General features: G+C 69.2%; 11 protein-coding genes. 8 read left to right on the top strand and 3 right to left on the bottom strand.

Translation table 11 applies throughout. The annotated features are described in order from the left end of the window. The first annotated feature begins 55 nt into the window (after nucleotides 1-55). The gene (locus M8J74_RS07185) at nucleotides 56-1,087 is read left to right on the top strand and encodes an alanine racemase (protein ID WP_058924320.1); all 1,032 of its coding nucleotides are present in this window, start codon (nucleotides 56-58) and stop codon (nucleotides 1,085-1,087) included. Between the two features lie 82 nt (nucleotides 1,088-1,169). Here the strand turns inward: M8J74_RS07185 and M8J74_RS07180 are convergent, their stop codons facing one another. Together M8J74_RS07180 and M8J74_RS07175 are read right to left on the bottom strand one after the other, a co-directional pair. Then, nucleotides 1,170-2,678 carry a glycosyltransferase family 87 protein gene (locus M8J74_RS07180; RefSeq protein WP_249835606.1) on the bottom strand — a complete coding sequence of 503 codons (1,509 nt, stop codon included), beginning with the start codon at nucleotides 2,676-2,678 and terminating at the stop codon, nucleotides 1,170-1,172. Between the two features lie 133 nt (nucleotides 2,679-2,811). Further along, the gene (locus tag M8J74_RS07175) at nucleotides 2,812-5,487 is read right to left on the bottom strand and encodes a transglycosylase domain-containing protein (RefSeq protein ID WP_249835605.1); all 2,676 of its coding nucleotides are present in this window, start codon (nucleotides 5,485-5,487) and stop codon (nucleotides 2,812-2,814) included. A gap of 352 nt (nucleotides 5,488-5,839) precedes the next feature. Here M8J74_RS07175 and M8J74_RS07170 point away from each other — a divergent pair, with 352 nt between their 5' ends. From M8J74_RS07170 to M8J74_RS07155, 4 genes are all read left to right on the top strand, one after another. Next, on the top strand, nucleotides 5,840-6,523 hold the full coding sequence (locus M8J74_RS07170) for a PadR family transcriptional regulator (protein ID WP_249835604.1): 684 nt from the start codon (nucleotides 5,840-5,842) through the stop codon (nucleotides 6,521-6,523). A 44-nt stretch (nucleotides 6,524-6,567) separates the two neighbouring features. Continuing rightward, on the top strand, nucleotides 6,568-7,650 hold the full coding sequence (locus M8J74_RS07165; RefSeq protein WP_249835603.1) for an inositol-3-phosphate synthase: 1,083 nt from the start codon (nucleotides 6,568-6,570) through the stop codon (nucleotides 7,648-7,650). A gap of 95 nt (nucleotides 7,651-7,745) precedes the next feature. Then, nucleotides 7,746-9,008 (top strand): MFS transporter, encoded by a 1,263-nt coding sequence (locus M8J74_RS07160; RefSeq protein WP_249835602.1) that lies wholly within the window; start codon nucleotides 7,746-7,748, stop codon nucleotides 9,006-9,008. A gap of 123 nt (nucleotides 9,009-9,131) precedes the next feature. Further along, the gene (locus tag M8J74_RS07155; RefSeq protein WP_249835601.1) at nucleotides 9,132-9,638 is read left to right on the top strand and encodes an LppU/SCO3897 family protein; all 507 of its coding nucleotides are present in this window, start codon (nucleotides 9,132-9,134) and stop codon (nucleotides 9,636-9,638) included. A 99-nt stretch (nucleotides 9,639-9,737) separates the two neighbouring features. Here the strand turns inward: M8J74_RS07155 and M8J74_RS07150 are convergent, their stop codons facing one another. After that, nucleotides 9,738-11,180, bottom strand: coding sequence for a CCA tRNA nucleotidyltransferase (locus M8J74_RS07150; RefSeq protein ID WP_249835600.1), 1,443 nt, complete (start codon nucleotides 11,178-11,180; stop codon nucleotides 9,738-9,740). Nucleotides 11,181-11,448: 268 nt separating this feature from the next. Between M8J74_RS07150 and M8J74_RS07145 the strand changes: the two genes are divergently transcribed. The 3 genes from M8J74_RS07145 (at nucleotide 11,449) to M8J74_RS07135 (ending at nucleotide 18,048) form a co-directional block, all read left to right on the top strand. After that, the gene (locus tag M8J74_RS07145) at nucleotides 11,449-13,827 is read left to right on the top strand and encodes a DUF6049 family protein (RefSeq protein ID WP_249835599.1); all 2,379 of its coding nucleotides are present in this window, start codon (nucleotides 11,449-11,451) and stop codon (nucleotides 13,825-13,827) included. A 45-nt stretch (nucleotides 13,828-13,872) separates the two neighbouring features. Continuing rightward, the gene (gene murJ / locus M8J74_RS07140; protein WP_249835598.1) at nucleotides 13,873-16,188 is read left to right on the top strand and encodes a murein biosynthesis integral membrane protein MurJ; all 2,316 of its coding nucleotides are present in this window, start codon (nucleotides 13,873-13,875) and stop codon (nucleotides 16,186-16,188) included. Between the two features lie 138 nt (nucleotides 16,189-16,326). Next, complete coding sequence (locus M8J74_RS07135) at nucleotides 16,327-18,048, top strand: protein kinase family protein (protein WP_249835597.1); 1,722 nt, start codon at nucleotides 16,327-16,329, stop codon at nucleotides 18,046-18,048. Nucleotides 18,049-18,059 lie beyond the last annotated feature (11 nt).

The raw sequence follows: 18,059 nt of genomic DNA, 5'->3' as shown, positions 1-18,059 counted from the left end.
ATAGCTCCCATACCTCTGCGACACCGCAGCCACCAGAAAGGTTCCAGGTCCGGCCATGGCGCTCACGCTCTACGTCGACACCGCGCGCTGGCGGGCGCACCACAAGCAGGTGCAGGAGCAGTTCCCGGGTCTCGTCCCGGTCTGCAAGGGCAACGGCTACGGCTTCGGGCACGAGCGGCTGGCGGAGGAGGCCACGCGGCTGGGCTCGGACGTCCTCGCCGTCGGCACGACGTACGAGGCCGCGCGCATCAAGGACTTCTTCGGCGGGGACCTGCTGGTGCTGACGCCCTACCGGCGCGGCGAGGAGCCCGTGCCGCTGCCGGACCGGGTCATCCGCTCGGTGTCGTCCATCGACGGCGTGTACGGCCTCGTGGGCGCCCGGGTGGTCATCGAGGTGATGTCCTCGATGAAGCGCCACGGCATCAGCGCCCAGGAGCTCCCGCAGCTGCACGCCGCCATAGAGAACGTGCGCCTCGAAGGCTTCGCCATCCACCTGCCGCTGGACCGCACGGACGGCTCGGACGCCGTCGAGGAGGTCATCGGCTGGATGGACCATCTGCGCGCGGCACGGCTGCCGTTGCACACGATGTTCGTCAGCCACCTCAAGGCCGACGAACTGCACCGGCTGCAGCAGCAGTTCCCGCAGACCCGTTTCCGCGCCCGGATCGGCACCCGGCTGTGGCTGGGGGACCACGAGGCGACCGAGTACCGCGGGGCGGTCCTGGACGTCACGCGTGTCGCCAAGGGCGACCGGTTCGGCTACCGCCAGCAGAAGGCGGCCTCCGACGGCTTCCTGGTGGTCGTGGCGGGCGGTACGTCGCACGGGGTGGGCCTGGAGGCCCCGAAGGCGCTGCACGGCGTCATGCCGCGCGCCAAGGGCGTCGCGAGGGCCGGCCTGGCCACGGTGAACCGGAACCTTTCTCCGTTCGTCTGGGCGGGCAAGCAGCGCTGGTTCGCCGAGCCGCCGCACATGCAGGTCTCCATCCTGTTCGTGCCGTCGGACGCGCCCGAGCCGAAGGTCGGGGAGGAGCTGGTGGCCCATCTGCGGCACACCACCACGCAGTTCGACCGGATCGTCGACCGCTGAGCAAGAACTCCTGAGCACCTGAAAGGCCGTACACGAGCACTTCGTGTACGGCCTTTCACCTGGGCCTTCGGAGGCTGTTCGCTCAGAGCGAACCGTCCGTCGGGGACGCCGTTCCCTGACCGCCCCACTCCACCTGCGGCCCCTCGAAGTGGGCCGCGTGCCGCGGGGGATGGGCCCCGGCACCGACCACGAAGACGTCCTCCGCGCCGTCCAGCACGCCCCCTGAGGGGTCGTCGTCCCCCGCCCTGCGCACGACGTCCCGCTCCGGCATGAGGATGTCGCGTACGACGACGGCGCACAGGTAGACCGTCCCCAGCAGATGGACGCCGATCGCCCATTGGTAGCCGACCTCGGGCAGTCCCTTGTGGGCGTCCCCGCTGGTCGTGTACGCGAGGTACATCCAGATCCCGAGGTAGTACACGACCTCGCACGCCTGCCAGATCAGGAAGTCCCGCCACTTGGGGCGGGCCAGGACGGCCAGCGGGACGAGCCACAGGACGTACTGCGGCGAGTAGACCTTGTTGGTGACGATGAACACCGCGACGATCAGGAACGCGAGCTGGGCGAAGCGCGGCCGGCGGGGAGCCGTCATGGTGAGCACCGCGATACCGACGCAGCCGAGCACCACCAGTGAGGTGGCGATGTTGTTGACCGTGTCGGTGGACAGCGGGTCGGTCGAGTGCTGGGCCAGGATCAGCCAGAAGGACCCGAAGTCCACGCCCCGGTCGTGGCTGAACTTGTAGAACTGCCACCAGCCGTCCCAGGCGAAGTACATCACCGGCCCGTTCACCACGAGCCAGGAGACGACCGCGCCGCCCAGCGCCTTGCCGAAGTCCCGCCACTTGCCCGCCCGCCAGCACAGCAAGAACAGTGGGCCCAGCAGGAACACGGGATACAGCTTGGCGGCCGTGGCAAGGCCCAAGAGGACGCCGAAGGCCAGGGAGCGGCCCCGGGACCACATCAGCATCGCCGCGGCCGTCAGAGCGACCGCCAGCAGGTCCCAGTTGATGGTGGCGGTCAGCACGAAGGCGGGCGCCAGGGCGACCAGCAGACCGTCCCAGGGCCGGCGGGCCTGCGTCCGGGCCACGCAGACCGCGATGACCGCCGCGCAGACCATCAGCATCCCGGCGTTGACCATCCAGTACCACTGCTCCTGGTCCTGGATGCTGCCGCTGCCCGGTGTGAGCCATGCGGCGACCTCCATGAACACGCCGGTCAGCACCGGGTATTCGAGGTACGGCATGTCGCCGGAGAGCTTGTCGAAGTACGGCACGAGCCCGTCGGCGAAGCCGCGTCCCTGATAGAGGTGCGGGATGTCGGAGTAGCAGGCCTTCGTGTACTGCGAGCTGGCGCCGAAGAACCAGGCACTGTTGTAGCAGGGCGCCTTCTGGATCATTCCGAGGGCGAACATGCCGATCGCGACGAGCGCGACGACCCGGACGGGGGTCCACCAGGACATCCCGAGCAGGGCCCGCCGGCCGAGAGGGCCGCCGATCAGCTCACTGCCGGACCGGGCGATCGGGTCCTCCCGAGTCGGACGCACCGTGTCCTGCTCGTGCACGCTCGCTTGCGTCGATTCTGCGCTGGGCATGTCGCACATCCTGCCGTACATGTCTGGGAATACGCCGAGGGCCGCCTCACCCTCTCAGGTGCGGCGGCCCCTGTTTCACGTGAAACACATATGCGTGTTTCACGTGAAACACCCGTGCTGGGCGTTTTGGCGGCTAACCGCCTGTGCCTCCGAAGAGGCCCCCGTTGCCGTTTCCTCTCGTACTCCCGGTCCCGGTCGTGTCGGTCGCCGTCGGCGACGAGGTGACACCTCCGTCCGTCCCGCCGGTGTTCGTGCCGCCGTTGGTGCTGCACTGCCAGCTGAACTTGCAGGACTCCGTCGGCGAGGGCGACGGGCTGGTCAGCGTCTCGCTGGGGGTCGGACTCGGCGTCGGGCTCGCCGTGGTCTGACTCGGCGTGACGCTCGGCGTCGGGCTGGGCACGTCGTTGACGATCTCACCGATGGGCTCCGGCGTCGGGAAGTCCTTCGGCGGCGAGCCCTTCAGGGCCTGCTCCATGTAGTCGTGCCAGATCTCGGCCGGGAACGAGGCACCGTGGATCTTCTCCTGGCCTCCCGTTCCGTACATCTCCAGGAACTCACGCTGCTTGTTCTTCTCGTTGTCGTCCAGCCGGAACATGGTGATCGCGGTGGACAGCTGCGGGGTGTAGCCCACGAACCAGGCGGACTTGTTGCCGTCCGTGGTACCGGTCTTGCCGGCCACCTGCCGACCCGTCAGCCGGGCGCTGGTACCGGTTCCCTTGTCGACCACGGTCTTCAGGACGTCCGTGACGTTGTCGGCGACCTGCGGCGTGAACGCCTGGTCGGTGACGACCTTGTGGTTGAAGACCTCGCCGTCCTTGCTCGTGACCTTCTGCACCGAGTACGGGTCGCGCTGCTCGCCGCTGGCCGCGAAGGTGGCGTACGCGCCGGCCATGCGGATCGCGCTGGGGTCGGAGATACCGATGGAGAACGAGGGGAAGTTGGTGCCGGCGAGGCTGCCCTTCAGGATGCCCGCGTCCATCGCGGACTCCTTGACCTTGTCCAGGCCGACGTCCATGCCCAGCTGGACATAGGCGGAGTTCACGGAGAACTGCATCGCCTGACGGAGGTCGATCTGGTAGTTCGGCGGATTGCCCAGCGACTCGTTGCCGTCATTGGTCTGGAGCCACTCCTTGCCCTTGTCGTCCTTCCAGAAGTCGCCGTTGTACTCCTTGATCTTGAGCTTGTTCTTGCCGCTGTAGAGGCTCTTCGGCGAGACCTGGGTGCGTTCGTCCTGCGGCTGCTCCGCGGGGCCGTCGGGGTTGCGCACACCCCACTTCATGGCCGCGGCGAGCACGAACGGCTTGAAGGTCGAACCGACCTGGGCACCGGTCGAGTCGGCGTTGTCCGTGAAGTGCTTGGTCGCGTCCTCACCGCCGTAGATGGCCCGGATGGCGCCGGTCGCCGGATCCACCGAGGCACCGCCGAACTGGACGTGGGTGTCCGTCTTCGGGCGTTGCTTGGGCTTGATGTTGGTCTTCTGGACGTTCTGGACAGCGGCCTTGAGCTGGTTGACCTTCTTCTTGTCGAAGGTCGTGTAGATCGAGTAGCCGCCCTGCTGCAGCTTGTCGGCGCTGATGATCTTGTTGTTGACCAGGTACGCCTTGGCGAGGTCGACGAGATAGCCGATCTGGCCGCTGAGCTGGGTGTTGGACCGAGGGTTCTTCACCGCGGGGAGCTTGGTGTACTTGGCCCGGTCCGTCGGGGTCAGGTAGTGGTACTCGACCATCTTGTCGAGGGTGTCCTGCATCTGCGCCAGAGCACGCCTGCGGTTGGCGTCCGGCGTGGCCGCTGGGTCGATGGAGATCGCGCCCGCGGGGTCGTAGTACGTGGCGCCCTTGAGCATCGCCGCCAGGAAGGCGCACTCGCCGGGGTTCAGGTCGACGGAGTCCTTGTTGAAGTAGGCGCGAGCGGCCGCCTGGATGCCGTAGGCGTTGCGCCCGTAGTACGCGGAGTTGAGGTAGCCGGCCATGATCTCCTCCTTGGAGACCGTGGCACCCACCTTTATGGAGATGAAGATCTCCTTGAACTTCCGCGTGAGCGTCTGCGACTGGTCGTCCAGGCGGGCGTTCTTCACGTACTGCTGGGTGATGGTCGAGCCACCCTGCGTGTTGCCGCCCCGGGCCATGTTGAACACGGCGCGGGCGATGCCCTTGGGATCGACGCCGCTGTCGGTGTAGAAGGTCTTGTTCTCCTGGGAGACGACGGCGTGCTGCATCGCCTTCGGGATCTGGGAGATGTTGACGATCTGCCGGTTGGTCTCACCACCGGTGGCGACCATCTCGCTCTTGTCGGACCAGTAGAAGACGTTGTTCTGCGCGGTCGCGGTCTTGGCCGGGTCGGGAATGCTCACGAGCGCGTAGCCGACGCCGGCGACGGCGACCAGGCTGCCGATGAAGCCGATGAACAGGCCGGCCACAAGCTTCCAGGACGGCATCCACCGCGCCGCCCCGTACTTGCCCGCGCGCGGATAGTCGATGATCCGCTTCTTGCCGGGAGGGGCCGCGCGGCCCCTGCCCCGGCCAGGGCCCCCCGGCCCGCCGGGCGGCGCACCGCGTCGACCTCCGCGGGCGGGCTCGGGCGCCCTGCGGCGATTGCCCGTACTTCTCTGTGCCGCACGCCGGGCATCGGCGCGGCCGCTGTACGACCGCTCCTCCTCGGCCGGCTGCTGTCCCAGCCCGTAATCGGCCGGGGACCCGGTGGCGCCTCGCGGTGCCGCGCGGCGGCCGGAGGACGAGCCGGACTGGCCGCGTCGGGCCGCGGCACGTCCGCCTCCCTGCGGCTGCGGCGGTTTGCGACGGTGCTCGCTCATCGAACGACTACTCCTCGGGCAGGCGCACCCGTGCGCGCCTGGAAACGGCGGCTGGTTTCCGGTCCCCCCGAAGTACGGATGTGGTCGATCCCGCATTCATCCGTACCGACTCCGGGACGCCGACGCCCCCGTACGTCACTTGGCTCCCGGTGGTGTGCATGGCGCACAGACTACGCACCGTCAAAACCCGCCGAGCACACAAGTTCATCCCAAATCAGGCAACTTGCCTCGGATGAATAAGTGATGTGATCCCGTTCACCGTCCCCCCACTTGTCGCACGGGGAAGGCCGTTCTATCGTCATGATGTATCGAGTCGATACATCGGAGCGAGATAAAGCGAGGAGGCGAGCGGATGAGCCGGCGTTCCGGGATTCTCGAGTTCGCCGTACTCGGCCTGCTCCGCGAGTCCCCGATGCACGGCTACGAGCTGCGCAAACGGCTCAACACCTCACTGGGTGTGTTCCGTGCGTTCAGCTACGGAACGCTGTACCCCTGCCTCAAGACGCTGGTCGCCAACGGCTGGTTGATCGAGGAGCCGGGGACCTCTTCGGAGGACGCGCTCGCCGCATCGCTCACAGGACGTCGCGCCAAGATCGTCTATCGGTTGACGGCGGAAGGTAAGGAGCACTTCGAGGAGCTGCTCTCGCAGACCGGTCCGGACGCGTACGAGGACGAGCACTTCGCCGCCCGGTTCGCCTTCTTCGGACAGACGTCGCGCGACGTCCGCGTGCGGGTGCTGGAAGGCCGGCGCAGCCGGCTGGAGGAGCGCCTGGAGAAGATGCGCACCTCCTTCGCCCGCACCCGGGAACGACTCGACGACTACACGCTTGAGCTACAGCGCCACGGGATGGAGTCCGTGGAGCGCGAAGTGCGCTGGCTGAACGAGCTCATCGAGAGCGAGCGGGCCGGACGGGACCTCCGCGGTTCCGGCTCCGGGGGGACCGCTCAGCAGGACACCACACATGGATCGACGGGCGGCCTGCCCCGTTCCGGGGACACCCCCGGCGCGGATACGCCCGGCGACACCGCCACGTGAGCGCCCAGTCAGGGCCTCACTCGTACACACAGGGAGCAGCCGGAATGGGTTCGGTTCGCGTAGCCGTCGTCGGCGTGGGCAACTGCGCCGCGTCGCTGGTGCAGGGAGTCGAGTACTACAAGGACGCCGACCCGGCGTCGAAGGTCCCCGGCCTGATGCACGTGCAGTTCGGTGACTACCACGTGCGCGACGTGGAGTTCGTCGCCGCGTTCGACGTCGACGCCAAGAAGGTCGGCCTCGACCTCGCGGACGCGATCGGCGCCTCCGAGAACAACACCATCAAGATCTGCGACGTGCCCTCCACCGGCGTCACGGTGCAGCGCGGCCACACCCTCGACGGTCTCGGCAAGTACTACCGCGAGACCATCGAGGAGTCCGAGGCCGAGCCGGTCGACATCGTCCAGGTCCTCAAGGACAAGCAGGTCGACGTCCTGGTCTGCTACCTGCCGGTGGGTTCCGAGGACGCGGCGAAGTTCTACGCCCAGTGCGCCATCGACGCCAAGGTCGCCTTCGTCAACGCCCTTCCGGTCTTCATCGCCGGCACCAAGGAATGGGCGGACAAGTTCACCGAGGCGGGCGTCCCGATCGTCGGTGACGACATCAAGTCCCAGGTCGGCGCCACCATCACGCACCGCGTCATGGCGAAGCTGTTCGAGGACCGCGGTGTCATCCTGGACCGCACCATGCAGCTGAACGTCGGCGGCAACATGGACTTCAAGAACATGCTCGAGCGCGAGCGCCTGGAGTCCAAGAAGATCTCCAAGACGCAGGCCGTCACCTCCCAGATCCCCGACCGGGACCTCGGCGAGAAGAACGTCCACATCGGCCCGTCCGACTACGTGGCCTGGCTGGACGACCGCAAGTGGGCCTACGTCCGCCTCGAGGGCCGCGCCTTCGGTGACGTCCCGCTGAACCTGGAGTACAAGCTCGAGGTCTGGGACTCCCCGAACTCGGCGGGCGTCATCATCGACGCGCTGCGCGCCGCGAAGATCGCCAAGGACCGCGGCATCGGCGGCCCGATCCTGTCGGCGTCCTCGTACTTCATGAAGTCCCCGCCGGTGCAGTACTTCGACGACGAGGCCCGCGAGAACGTCGAGAAGTTCATCAGGGGAGAGGTCGAGCGCTGACCACGCGCCCCCCGCACTGAAAACGCTCCTGCCAGGGCTTGAAGGGTCCCCGGGTACTCCACCCGGGGACCCTTCCCTGTGTGAGGCTGTGCCCCATGCCCGTCGTCCGTGACCTGCGCGTCCTGCTCCGCCTCCGGTACTTCCGGCGCCTGCTCGCCGTACGGCTGCTCTCCCAGGGCGCGGACGGCGTCTACCAGGTCGCGCTCGCCGCCTACGTCGTCTTCTCACCGGAGAAGCAGACCTCGGCCGCCGCGATCGCCTCCGCCATGGCGGTCCTACTTCTGCCGTACTCCCTGGTGGGCCCCTTCGCCGGCGTCCTCCTGGACCGCTGGCGCCGCCGCCAGGTCTTCCTCTACGGCAATCTGCTGCGGGCCCTGATGGCCTCCGCGACGGCTGTGCTGATTCTCGGTCACGCCCCGGAGTGGCTCTTCTACGCCTCCGCCCTGTCGGTCACCGCCGTCAACCGCTTCGTCCTGGCGGGCCTGTCCGCCGCCCTCCCCCGTGTCGTGGACGCCGAACGGCTCGTGCTGGCGAACTCCCTCTCCCCGACCGCCGGCACCCTCGCCGCGGCCGCCGGTGGCGGGCTCGCCTTCGTCGTACGCCTGGTGGTGGCCGACTCCGACGCCGCCGTGGTGCTGCTGGGCGCGCTGCTGTATCTGTGCGGTGCGCTGGCGGCCCTCCGGCTGGGGCGCGAACAGCTGGGCCCCGATCCGGAGTTGGTGCAGCCCCGGCTGGCCGCGGCGCTCACCGGCACCGCACGCGACCTGGCCGGAGCGGTACGCCACCTCGCCGCCCCACCGCGCCGGGAGGCGGCCTGGGCGCTCCTCGCGATGACCCTGATGCGGTTCTGCTACGGGGCCCTGCTGGTGACGCTGCTGATGCTGTGCCGGTACGCCTTCTCCTCGACCGCCGAGGAGGGTCTGCGGCTGCTGGGGCTGGCGTTGGGGACCTCCGCCGCCGGCTTCTTCGCGGCGGCGGTGCTGACGCCCTGGGCGGCGGGGCGGCTCGGCCCGGGCCGCTGGATCGTCGTCTGCGCCGGCGCGGCGGCGATCCTGGAGCCCGCTCTCGGCCTCCCGTTCGCCACCGGCCCGATGCTGGTCGCGACGTTCGTCCTCGGACTGACCACGCAGGGAGCGAAGATCGCGACCGACACCGTGGTGCAGTCCTCGGTCGACGACGGCTTCCGCGGCCGGATCTTCTCCGTCTACGACGTCCTGTTCAACGTCGCCTTCGTGGGTGCCGCCGCGGTGGCCGCCCTGATGCTGCCGCCGGACGGTCGCTCAACGGCGCTGGTCATCGCGGTCGCCCTCATCTACGGGGCGGTTGCGGTGACTATGGCCCGCTTTGGTCTCCGGTAAGTGTCACATCAAGGCCACAGAGTCCCTCCCGGTGACAGGAGTGTCAGTGGCGGCCGGTAACTTACCTGGGTCTTACGCCGCTCTTATACAGAGCGTTCACCAACTCTCCAGGGGGAACCCACCGTGTCCACTCCGCCCCAGGGTCAGAACCCGTTCGCACAGGGACAGCAGCCGCCGGCCGCGCCGCAGGGCCAGGCTCCGTACCCGCCCCAGGGCGGCTACCCGCAGCAGGCGGGTCAGCCCGGGTTCCCCACCGCGCCCTACGCGCCGGTTCCCCCGCAGCGCAGCCGCAAGCTCAGCTTCAAGGCGATCCGGATCATCCTGGTCATCGTCGTCGCCCTGGGCTTCGGCGCGTACAAGTTCATATCCGGCCAGGACGACGCCGACACGGCCAAGGTCGGCGACTGCATGCACCGCGGCAGCACCAACGACAACAACCCGGACCTCGAGGTCGTGAAGTGCACTGACTCGAAGGCCCAGTTCGTGGTGCTGGCCAAGATCAGCGGCAAGTACTCCTCGGTCGAGGCCGAGTCGAAGTGCACGGCCGCTGCGAAGGACTTCCAGTACTCCTACACCCAGAGCGGTGACGGTAGCGACTTCCTGCTCTGCCTGAAGGACTACAAGAAGTAGGCCGGACAGAGCGAGGGGCGGTGTTTCACGTGAAACACCGCCCCTCGGCACATCCCCGGGGTCATGTTTCACGTGAAACATGACCCCTTTTTCGCGGCCTCAGCTCTGCTCGGCCCACCACTCCTTGAGCGCCCGGGTGGCGCTCTCCTCGTCCATGGGGCCGTTTTCCAGACGCAGTTCCAGCATGTGCTTGTACGCCTGGCCGATGACGGGACCCGGTTCGACTCCGAGGATCTGCATGATCTGGTTGCCGTCGAGGTCCGGGCGGATCGCGTCCAGTTCCTCCTGCTCCTGGAGCTGGGCGATGCGCTCCTCCAGGCCGTCGTAGGCGCGGGAGAGCGCCGCCGCCTTCCGCTTGTTGCGGGTCGTGCAGTCGGAGCGCGTGAGCTTGTGGAGACGGCCGAGGAGCGGGCCGGCATCACGGACGTACCGGCGGACGGCGGAGTCCGTCCACTCGCCGGTGCCGTATCCGTGGAAGCGCAGGTGGAGTTCGACCAGACGGGAGACGTCCTTCACCAGTTCGTTGGAGTACTTGAGGGCGGTCATCCGCTTCTTCGTCATCTTCGCCCCGACCACCTCGTGGTGGTGGAACGAGACCCGTCCGTCCTTCTCGAACCGGCGCGTGCGGGGCTTGCCGATGTCGTGCAGGAGCGCGGCCAGGCGCAGGGTCAGGTCGGGCCCGTCCTCCTCCAGGGCGATCGCCTGCTCCAGGACGATGAGCGTGTGCTCGTACACGTCCTTGTGACGGTGGTGCTCGTCGCTCTCCAGGCGCAGGGCCGGGAGCTCGGGCAGCACGTGGTCCGCGAGACCGGTGTCGACGAGCAGCGTCAGGCCCTTGCGCGGGTTCGCGGAGAGGATCAGCTTGTTCAGCTCGTCCCGCACCCGCTCGGCCGACACGATCTCGATGCGTCCGGCCATCTCCTTCATGGCCGTCACGACCTCGGGAGCCACCTCGAAGTCCAGCTGCGCGGCGAACCGCGCGGCCCGCATCATCCGCAGCGGGTCGTCGGAGAACGACGCCTCGGGGGTGCCCGGCGTGCGCAGCAGGCGCCTCGCCAGGTCGGCGCGCCCCTCGTGCGGGTCGATGAACGTCTTCTCCGGGAGCGCGAGGGCCATCGCGTTCACCGTGAAGTCCCGTCGGACGAGGTCCTCCTCGATGGAGTCGCCGTACGACACCTCGGGCTTGCGCGACGTCCGGTCGTAGGCCTCCGACCGGTAGGTCGTCACCTCGATCTGGAAGCCGTCCTTCTGCGCGCCGACGGTGCCGAAGGCGATGCCGACCTCCCAGACGGCATCCGCCCAGGGCCGGACGATCTTCAGGACGTCCTCGGGCCGGGCGTCGGTCGTGAAGTCGAGGTCGTTGCCGAGCCGGCCGAGCAACGCGTCCCGGACCGAGCCGCCGACCAGGGCGAGCGAGAACCCGGCCTCCTGGAAGCGACGGGCGAGGTCGTCGGCGACGGGGGCCACCGACAGCTGCTCACTCGACATGCGGGGCGGCACCTCACTCTGGGCACGGGGGTTGTCTTCGTTGGCGTTCGGCACAACAGAAGAGAGTACGTGTCCAAGGGGACCCGGGGCGCCTCCATTGAATGCGCACAACCCGGCCGGGGCGTCTGCTGTCATACCTGCTCAAGAGCGGTGCTCGTGAGGTAAGACACGGCACCGCTCGATACAGCAACATATAGGACGTACCGCCGCCCCTTGCCGATCTTGCGGAGCAGACCGCGGCACTTACCCTCAGCGCGCATCGTTACCATGCGTGGACGCACATTGCGACGACCACTGACGACGACGAGGGACGGGCGAGCGCGTGGCCGAAGCGGCAGACTTCCAGGGGACCACTCCCTCACCTGCCCGCCGGTGGCTGCGGCGCTCCGGAGCACTGCTCGCCGGAGCGCCCCTACTGGCAGGTCTGCTGCAGCTGCCCGCGGGCGCGGCCACGCAGACCTCTGCACGGGACGCCTCCGGCGCCGGCTCGGTGTCCGTGGCCCTGGACTCCCTCAGTCCCTCCGCGCCCACGGACGGCGACACGCTGACCGTCTCCGGCACAGTGACCAACAACGGCAAGCAACCGGTCACCGGCGCCCACGTGGGGCTGCGGGTGGGCCCCGAGATCAGCACGCGCTCGGGCATCGACGACATCGCCCGCAGCAGCGACAGCGTGCAGGGCGCGAGCGGCCCCGAGGTCGGCGGCAAGTACGCCGAGAAGTTCGCCAAGCTCACTCCGGGGGTCGCCGAGCACTTCAGCATCTCGGTGCCGGTCGACAAGCTCGACCTCGGCGGTGACGGGATCTACCAGTTCGCCGTCGCGCTGTCCGGGCAGACCACCGCCCAGCCCTGGGTCCAGACCCTCGGCGTCCAGCGGACCTTCCTCCCCTGGCAGGCCGAGGGGGCGGACACGAAGACGAAGACGACCTTCCTGTGGCCGCTCGTCTCCACCGTCCACCTGACCGCCGAGACGGGCCCGAACGACCAGCAGACGCCGGTCTTCCTCAACGACGACCTCGCCAAGGAGATCTCCCCCGGCGGCCGCCTGGACGAGATGCTGACCCTCGGCGAGGGTCTCGACGTCACCTGGGTGCTCGACCCCGACCTGATCGCCTCCGTCGACGCGATGGCGCGCAGCTACAAGATCAAGAACGAGGACGGCACCACCACGGTCGGGACCCACCAGGCGGTCGCCAAGCGGTGGCTCGACGAGCTGCAGAAGGCGGTGGCGGACCAGGAGGTCGTCGCTCTGCCCTTCGCCGACCCGGACCTCGCGTCCCTGGCGCACAACGGCACCGGAGTCACCGGCTCCCTGAGCCACCTGAACGAGGCCACCGACGTGGCGGCCACCACGGTCAGGACCGTGCTGCACGTGACGCCCGCCACGGACTTCGCCTGGCCCGTGGACGGCGCGGTCGACCCGTCGATCGTCAAGGTCGCCACCTCGGCGGGCGCCGACAAGGTGATCGTCCGCAGCGACAGCCTCCAGGAGACCGGCGGCCTGCCCTACACGCCCTCCGCGGCCCGTCCGATCGGCGGGGGCACCACGGCGGTCGTCGCGGACGCACGGCTGTCGACGGCCTTCCAGGGCGATCTGACGACGGCTTCCTCCTCCACGCTCGCCGTGCAGCGGTTCCTGGCCCAGAGCCTGGCGCTCAACGCCCAGTCGGACAAGCAGCGCAGCATCGTCGTGGCACCGCAGCGCATGCCCACCACCTCCCAGGCGCAGGCGATGGCGGACGCGCTGTCGGCCCTGCAGAGCGGGAACTGGTCGCGGACCCAGAAGCTCTCCGCGGCCGCCAAGGCCAAGCCGGATCCGGGCGCCACCACCAGGCTGCCGTCGGCCTCCGCCTATCCGTCCGCGCTGCGCAGGCAGGAGCTGCCGCGCTCCGCCTTCGAGCAGATCGCGCGGACGCAGGACACCCTCGGCAACTTCAAGGTGATCCTGACCAACGACTCGCGCGTGGTGACCCCCTTCGGGCGGGCCATGAACCGCGACATGTCCACCTCGTGGCGAGGTCGCGCGAGCGCCGCGGAGGATTTCCGCAGCAGTGTGGAGAACCACCTCGGCGAGCTGACCCGTCAGGTCGAACTGATCGACAAGTCCGACACCAAGCTGTCCGGACGCAGCGCCACGATCCCGGTGACCGTCCGGAACAACCTCGTGCAGGGCGTCCAGCACCTGGTGCTGCGCCTCACCTCGACCAGCCCCAACCGCCTCAAGATCGGCGACTACGCCTTCGACGAGCAGCCGATCACCGTCTCCGGCGGCCACAGCCAGACGGTGAAGTTCACCACGACGGCCAAGGCCAACGGCCAGGCCACCGTGGTCGCCCAGCTGTACACGCAGGACGGTCAGAAGTACGGCGACCCCGTCAGCTTCGACGTGAAGGTCACCGAGTTCACGGCGACCGTCATGCTGGTCATCGGCGGCGGCTTCCTCCTGCTGGTCCTGGCCGGCTTCCGTATGTACACGCAGCGCAAGCGGGCCGCCCGCCAGGCCGGGGAGAACGGGCCCGACGACGAGCCGGGCGAGGAGAACGCGGAACCGGAGAACCCGGAGAGCCCCGCGGCACGTCTCACGGAGGAGTCCGGCACCGATGCCCGGGCAGGCGACCCGCAGCAGCCGAGTGACCCGACACCGGACACCGCGGTGGAAAGCACGGACCCCTCCGCCACGGGTGAGAGAGTGGACCGTTGAGCGATGTCGTGGCCGGTGGGCCCGGGACGATGAGGTGGGGTAACCATGAACGCGCCGTACGACGGTGACCGCGGCCAGGCCGTGGGCAGCTCGGGGCACCCCGAGGGCCCGCCGCCCGAGCCCGGCCAGGTGCCGCCGCAGCCGCCCGCCGACGCGTACCTGCAGGACGCCTACGACCAGGACCCCTACCGGGCGCAGGACCTCGCCGCCCAGGACCCGGTCGCCGAGGCCCTCTACGACCGCGCCGCGCACCCCCCGCCGCCCCCCGGCACGTACGAGCCGCAGCAGCCGCAGTACGGCCGCCCGCCCCAGTCGGCGTACGCCCCGGACCCGCAGGTGTGGGCCCAGACCCCGGCTCCCGAGCCGGACGGCGCGACCCAGTACCTCCCCTACGGCGACAACCGGCGCACCGCCCAGTACGTGGGCGTCGACGACCTGGTGACCGAGGCCGGCGAGGAGCGCCACGAGCCGGACGCGTTCGCGCACCTCTTCCGGGACCAGCAGCAGGGCAGCGGGCGTCCGACGGATCCGCCGTCGGTGCCCGGACCTGCCAGCGCCCCCGGCGGGCAGGCTCCGGCGGCGCAGTACGCGCAGCCGACTGCTCCGGCGCCCGCGGGCGAGCAGACCATGAACCTCGCCCCCACCCCCGGGGCCGATCAGACGTTGAACCTGGGTGCCGTGCCCGTCGTGGCCCCCGAGGTCCCCGCGCCCGCCCCCGCCGCGAAGAAGGGCGGGAAGGCCGGCGGTCTGCTCAAGTCCAGCGCCGTGATGGCGGCGGGCACGATGGTCTCCCGCCTCACCGGCTTCATCCGCTCGGCGCTGATCGTCTCCGCGCTGGGCACGGCTCTTCTCGGTGACACCTTCCAGGTCGCCTACCAGCTGCCGACGATGATCTACATCCTCACCGTCGGCGGCGGTCTCAACTCGGTCTTCGTGCCTCAGCTCGTGCGGGCCATGAAGGAGGACGACGACGGCGGCGAGGCCTTCGCCAACCGGCTGCTGACGCTGGTGATCGTCGCTCTCGCGGCGCTCACCGCGGTCGCGGTCCTCGCGGCGCCGGTGCTGGTGCGGGTGCTCTCGGTGAACGTCGCGGGCGACCCGGCGGCCAACGAGGTCGCCGTCACCTTCACCCGCTACTTCCTGCCCTCCATCTTCTTCATGGGCATCCATGTGGTGATGGGCCAGATCCTCAACGCCCGCGGCAAGTTCGGCGCGATGATGTGGACGCCGGTCCTCAACAACATCGTCATCATCGTGACGCTGGGCATGTTCCTCTGGGTGTACGGCACGTCCGCGCACTCGAACATCACGGTCACGAGCATCCCGCCGGAGGGCCAGCGGCTCCTCGGGATCGGCGTTCTCCTCGGACTGGTCGTCCAGGCCCTGGCGATGATCCCCTACCTGCGCGAGACCGGGTTCCGGCTGCGCCTGCGCTTCGACTGGAAGGGCCACGGCCTCGGCAAGGCCGCGATGCTCGCCAAGTGGACGGTGCTGTTCGTCCTCGCCAACCAGGCGGGCGCCCTGGTCGTCACGCAGCTGGCGACGGCGGCCGTGAAGGACACGAACATCGCCGGCACCGGCTTCAGCGCCTACGCCAACGCCCAGCTCATCTGGGGCCTTCCGCAGGCGATCATCACCGTGTCCCTGATGGCGGCCCTGCTGCCGCGCATCTCGCGTTCGGCGGCCGAGGGCGACAAGGGCGCGGTCCGCGACGACATCTCCCAGGGCCTGCGCACCACGGCCGTGGCCATCGTGCCGATCGCCTTCGGGTTCCTGGCCCTCGGCATCCCGATGTGCACGCTCATCTTCGGCACCTCGGGCACCGGCGCCGCCACCAACATGGGCTACATGCTGATGGCCTTCGGCCTCGGCCTGATCCCGTACTCGGTGCAGTATGTCGTCCTGCGCGCCTTCTACGCCTACGAGGACACCCGGACGCCGTTCTACAACACGGTCATCGTGGCCGCGGTCAACGCGGGCGCCTCGGCGCTGTGTTACCTCGTGCTGCCGGCCCGCTGGGCCGTCGCCGGCATGGCCTGCGCGTACGGTCTGGCCTACGCGATCGGCGTCGGAGTGGCCTGGAACCGGCTGCGCAAGCGCCTGGGCGGCGACCTGGACGGCGCCCGCGTGCTGCGGACGTACGCCAGGCTCTGCATCGCCTCGGTGCCGGCCGCCGCCCTCAGCGGCGCGGTCTGCTACGGGATCGGCCACACGCTCGGCCAGGGCGTCGTGGGATCCTTCGCGGCGATGCTGGTCGGCGGGGCGGTTCTGCTCGGAGTCTTCTTCGTCGCCGCCCGCAAGATGCGGATCGAGGAACTGAACTCACTGGTCGGCATGGTCCGCGGGCGTCTGGGGCGCTGACGCGGGGGTACGCGCACAACCATCGTCCGCCACCGCGTGTCGTGCATAGCGGCGGACTGTGGGCACAATTGGTTTCGGCGTCGGACGGCGCGCACGGAAGTCGGTCGGCGCGCGATGGATGGGGAGGCAGGGACGACGGTGGCGGAACGGAGCACGGCTGCCGTCGACGTGGCAGACAACAGCGGCGACAAGCCGCTGACCGCGGAGGCGGACCAGTCCACGGCCGACGGGGTGGCCCAGAACCGGGAGCGGGACACGGACATCGACGAGGCACAGGGGAGTGGCGGGACCGAGGGTTCCGGGAAGGCCTCGACGCCCGAGCTGCACAGCGGGCACAAGCTCGCCAGACGGTACCGGCTCGAGGAGTGCGTCACCCGTCTGGACGGATTCAGCAGTTGGCGGGCCGTCGACGAGAAACTGCGTCGCGCCGTCGGGGTTCACATCCTGCCCGCGGACCACGCGCGGGCACGATCCGTTCTCGCGGCCGCCCGCTCCGCGGCGCTGCTCGGCGACCCGCGCTTCGTCCAGGTCCTCGACGCCGTCGAGGAGAACGACCTCGTCTACGTCGTCCACGAGTGGTTGCCCGACGCCACCGAGATGACCACGCTCCTCGCCTCCGGGCCGCTGGAGCCGTACGACGCCTACCAGATGGTCAGCCAGATCGCCGCCGCCATGGCCGCGGCGCACCGCGAGGGCCTGGCCCATCTGCGCCTGAACCCCAACGCCGTGCTGCGGACGTCGAGCGGCCAGTGGCGCATCCGCGGACTCGCCGTCAACGCCGCCCTGCGCGGCATCAGTTCCGAGACCCCGCAGCGCACCGACACCGAGGCAGTCGGCGCTCTGCTGTACGCGGCGCTCACCCAGCGCTGGCCGTACGAGAGCGACGCCTACGGGCTGTCGGGGCTGCCCAAGGACGTCGGCCTGATCGCACCCGACCAGGTGCGGGCCGGTGTCCACCGCGGCCTGTCCGAGCTGTCCATGCGGGCCCTCGCCAACGACGGGGCGACCGCCTCCCGGCACGAGTCGGCGTGCACGACGCCGGAGGAACTGGTGAAGGCGATCGGCGAGATGCCCCGCATCCGGCCGCCGGAGCCGACGTTCACCGCGCCGCCGGAGTACCAGCGCACGACCTACCAGCAGGGCACGTACGGCCGGCCGGCGCCGCACCCGGGTGTCACCCAGCCGGTCCCGGCTCCTCCGGCGCCCCTTCAGAGCCGCACCGGCAAGGCGCTGAAGTGGGCCGTCTCGGCGCTCCTCATCGCCGCGCTGGGTCTGGGCAGTTGGCAGCTCGCCGAGGTCCTCATGGACAACGGCAGCAAGAACGACGACACCAACAAGACCCAGACGACCGACGGCAACGACAAGAACAGCGGCAAGACCAAGCCGGTCCGGACCCTCAAGATCCAGAGCGCTCAGGAGTACGTCGCCAAGGGCGACGCCCAGCACCCGGGCGACGTCGGGAAGACGTACGACAACGACAGCTCCACGTACTGGCGCACCGCCAGCTACAAGGACGGCCCGGACATGAACCCGGCCTTCAAGCCGGGCGTCGGCATCGTCTACGACCTCGGCTCCGCGCAGGAGGTCTCCGGCGCGTCGATAGGGCTTCTGTTCGGCGGCAACCACACGACGGTCACGCTGTACGGCACCGATTCCATGAGCTCGTCCGTTCCGATCACGTCGATGACGAAGCTGGGGTCGGTGAGGACCGCGGGCACCTCGGCCAAGGTGACGGTCGCCAAGCCGGTGAAGAGCCGGTACGTGCTGGTGTGGTTCACCGCCCTTCCCTACGCGCAGGGCGACAACTACAGCAACGCCGGTTACAAGCAGGCCATCACCGACCTGAAGTTCACCGGCTGAGCACGTCAGGG

This window comes from Streptomyces panaciradicis, from assembly GCF_023516615.1.
Classification (GTDB): domain Bacteria; phylum Actinomycetota; class Actinomycetes; order Streptomycetales; family Streptomycetaceae; genus Streptomyces; species Streptomyces panaciradicis.
Note: the sequence above shows the minus strand (reverse complement) of the source record. Positions and strands in the feature narration are given on the sequence as shown.